Annotated in this window: 3 protein-coding genes and 2 pseudogenes; 4 read left to right on the top strand and 1 reads right to left on the bottom strand. The window is 50.7% G+C overall.

Annotated features, from left to right (window positions below; all coding sequences use genetic code 11):
* Positions 1 to 277 precede the first annotated feature (277 nt).
* The 4 genes and pseudogenes from AQY21_RS27015 to AQY21_RS28210 form a co-directional block, all read left to right on the top strand.
* The gene (locus AQY21_RS27015) at positions 278 to 1120 is read left to right on the top strand and encodes a flagellin (protein ID WP_058100672.1); all 843 of its coding nucleotides are present in this window, start codon (positions 278 to 280) and stop codon (positions 1118 to 1120) included.
* Positions 1121 to 1183: 63 nt separating this feature from the next.
* Positions 1184 to 1552 carry a flagellar biosynthesis regulator FlaF gene (locus AQY21_RS28220; protein WP_082658281.1) on the top strand — a complete coding sequence of 123 codons (369 nt, stop codon included), beginning with the start codon at positions 1184 to 1186 and terminating at the stop codon, positions 1550 to 1552.
* A 386-nt stretch (positions 1553 to 1938) separates the two neighbouring features.
* Positions 1939 to 2724 carry a DUF1217 domain-containing protein gene (locus AQY21_RS28215; RefSeq protein WP_082658280.1) on the top strand — a complete coding sequence of 262 codons (786 nt, stop codon included), beginning with the start codon at positions 1939 to 1941 and terminating at the stop codon, positions 2722 to 2724.
* A 118-nt stretch (positions 2725 to 2842) separates the two neighbouring features.
* Positions 2843 to 3250, top strand: a pseudogene (locus AQY21_RS28210) (IS5/IS1182 family transposase); the annotation flags it as partial.
* A 139-nt stretch (positions 3251 to 3389) separates the two neighbouring features.
* Here AQY21_RS28210 and AQY21_RS27005 read toward each other — a convergent pair.
* Positions 3390 to 3615: pseudogene (locus AQY21_RS27005) on the bottom strand (hypothetical protein); the annotation flags it as partial.

The raw sequence follows: 3615 nt of genomic DNA, 5'->3' as shown, positions 1-3615 counted from the left end.
CACAGCGTCAATTTGCCGAGATCAGGACCTTGTGGCGTCATCTGGAAACCTATGATCGTCAAGGCCGTAAGACCGGAAATCACCTTGTTCGTCAGCAGGAAAGGCGATTTTGAATAAATTTATTAGCACTCCATGATTGCCACGAAACCTTTGTGAGGTTTTTATTCATGAAAGGCGGATAGACCGATTGCGTGACATAGGTCACCGCGCCTGTCCCTCCGGTCAGGAGACTGCTCATACTTGAAACGGGCAAACTGCCCAAAAATGGAGATTGGGAATGTCCAGCATTTTGACCAATAACGGCGCCATGGTCGCGCTACAAACCCTGAAGGGGATCAATGCAAACCTAACGAAGGCACAAAACGAAATTTCGACAGGCAAGAAGGTTGCCACCGCGCAAGATAATGCCGCTGTCTGGGCAATCTCGAAAGTTATGGAATCCGATCAATCCACTTTTAAGACGCTTCAAAGCAATCTCAATCTTGCCGAAGCCGTCGTTACGACCGCTCGCACTGGCGCCGAACAGATTCACGACCTTTTGGTCGAAATGAGAGATCTTGCCAGCAGCGCGGGCAGTGACGCGAATGATTTTGGAACTGTCAACGATCAGATTGTGGCGAAGAAGAACCAGATTATTTCGATTATCGACGGAACTCAGATGAATGGAGTAAATTTGCTCAAGACCAACCCGATCGGGAGCGCAACATCCTTCTCCGTTTTGGCATCGCTAGATCGGACCTCGGGCACGGTTGCAACTACAGCGCAGACAATTACGGTCAACTCGGTCAATTTTGAAGCCGACATTGAGGCCGCTACGATTACCACTATCACGGATAGTACTACTGCACGAACCGCGGTTGGGAACATCGAGGCGCTGATTGATGTTGCAAAGAAGGGAGCAGCTGAACTTGGCACCGCTGCCAAACGTATCAACGACCAGTCGAACTTCGTATCAAAACTGGCCGATTCTCTGACAGCGGGCATTGGCGCCCTGGTGGATGCTGATATGGAGGAGGCCTCAGCTCGTTTGCAGGCACTGCAAACCCAACAGCAACTTGGGGTTCAGGCGTTGTCGATCGCCAACCAAGCGCCACAAACAATCCTGTCGCTGTTCCGTTAACCTTGTAAGGGCGCCTATCCGGGCGCCCTTCATCCCGCCAAGGCCTAGAATGGATCTCTTGACGTGAACATTGTACTTCTTCAGAATAGCGCCAATAACTTTGGCTCGCTACATATTCGAACCGCGAGAGATAACGAATATCTTGCATTTTCCCACGTAACGCAGAGATTGAGAAATGCAAGCAGGAGCGATGATCGGCATGAGATGATAGCAGCTGCCAATGCCTGCAATCAACTTTGGACAGCCATCGCCGCAGATCTTATGCATCCAGAAAACAGCTTACCCCCAGATATAAAGGCGGGGATTTTGTCACTTGCGCTCTTTTCCATCAAGCGGGGTCGTCTTTCCCTATTGGGCGAGGCATCCGCTGATCCTCTCATAGAGATTAATTTCAGAATCATGAAAGGATTGCGCGGAGATTTAAAGTCATGACCGCCCTAATTTCAAGCACCACCTCAGAGAGAGAACTTTCGCCAATAGCGCGATCTTGGAGAGCGGAGGTTGGGAATAATCATTTTTACCACAGCGGCGAAGGCAGGCGTTCTTAAAGTAAAAGACGCCCTCACCCCACTTTATCAGATCTTCAGCTTTGCAGCTTCTATAATCGCCCGCCGATTCTTGCTGGCGATGCAGAAAAACAGAATTCCGCAAGTAGATTACTTTCGGCATTAAGCGATTGTCGCTTTTGGCGACCTGGACACCTGTAGCTTGCTTAGCAAGGCATCTGGAGCGGCCGCTGAAGATGATTACCACGATACTTTCAAGAAACTTAAGAATCTTCTTTTCGGAGTGTATAGACTGATGGCGGTAGCTAGCCTATGACCTATAATGTCCAAGTCGGCCTTGGCGGTTATGTAGGTTGGATGGTGCTCGAACGCACCATGTTGAGGCAGAGAGATGTGTTTTTGCAAGGCCACGCGGTAAGATATCCCAAAGATTATTTCTCCAAGAACATTGCCAATGCAAGAACCGCCGAGAGCTTAGTGAACGACCACAAACTTCTGGCGGTCGCCCTGCGCGCTTTTGGTTTGGATTCCGATATTAGAAATAAATTTTTTATAAAGAAAGTTCTTGAATCCGATCCAAGTGATAAGAGCAGCCTAGTAAATAGACTAGCCGATAAGCGCTACCTAAGAATGAGTCAGGGCTTTGGATTCCATACCTCGCAGGGCGGCGGGAGAAGTGAGCTTGACACCAGCAAAATTATTGAAAAATATGAAACCAGGTCATTTGAGAAGAACCTTGGTGAAAGACATCCTGAAATTGAGTTAGCGCTGAACGCAAGGAGGGAGATCCTTGAGCTTTCCACATCAAACGTCAGTGAAAACACAAAATGGTATCAGATACTTGCCTCTAAGCCCCTACGGCAGATTTTTGAAGGGGCTTACGGGCTAGGTCCTAGCTTCTCTGCGCTTTCAATCGATCGCCAACTGTCTGAATTAAAATCGAGAACGGAGAGAATTACTGGGAGCGACAGCGTGAGTCAATTCGATTCAAACGAAAACTTGGAAACTGTTATAAGAAGATTTCTCCTGCGCAGCCAGATAAAAACCCCGTCCGTTATTTCACGATACGCCAATGCCATCACTTTATTGAGTTTATAAATACATACAACAATCCTCCACAGGATCAAAGAGTATGGAAAGTTCTGTAGGACGTGTTACCAAGAGTGGTTCCGCTGCATGGCAGGCTGGTGCTTCAAGATCGTCTTCTACTTGGGAGGTGACTTTGGCGCGCCCCCTGATTTCCGACGACGAATGGGTATGTCTTGAAGGCTTCATCCGAGCCGTTCGGCATCCGAACGGGCGCAAGCCCGCAGATCATCGCCGTGTTCTGGACGGCATTTTCTGGAGTGAGGCGTGAGCCGCCACCGGTTCGAGGCCACGCCGAACACGGACCGGCGCGCTGTGGCGGGACCTGCCGGAAGAGTTTGGCAAGAGGTCCTCGGTCTGCCGCCAGTTTCGTCGCCGGACCCTGGCCGAGTCATGGGAGGAAAGCCTGGACGCACTGAACCACGCGCAGATCGCGCCGGACAAGCTCCAGATGATCGACACCACCGTGATCGGGGCCCACCATCATGCGGCCGGCACAAAAGCGGGATTCCGAAAGAGGCTCCTGGGTCATGTCCGTCAAGCTGGTGTAAATTTCCGGATAGCCTGAGGTCATGATCAGGCGGCTTTTATGGTTATGCTGAGAATGGGGTCTGTCTCCTCCTTGTCGATCTGGGCGAAGGCCTCGACCATCATGTAGCGTCCAGGCTCATTGAGTTTCACAGCCAGAACAAGACGGTTGCGGCTAGCATGATCGCAGAGAAGAAGGTTTCCGGGCACCGGTCGTATCGGGTCGCGACGTATGAGGAGGATCAGAAAACAGTCCGGGGGACTGTTTTCCCGACGATTGGCCAATCCTTCAGGCGGCCGAACATGATCTCGATGCGGTTGCGCCGTTTGTAGCGCCTCTTGTCGTATTTCACCGCCTTCTTGCGAGACTTCCGG

The sequence above is a fragment of the Paracoccus sp. MKU1 genome (genome assembly GCF_001447385.1).
Lineage (GTDB): Bacteria > Pseudomonadota > Alphaproteobacteria > Rhodobacterales > Rhodobacteraceae > Paracoccus.
Note: the sequence above shows the minus strand (reverse complement) of the source record. Positions and strands in the feature narration are given on the sequence as shown.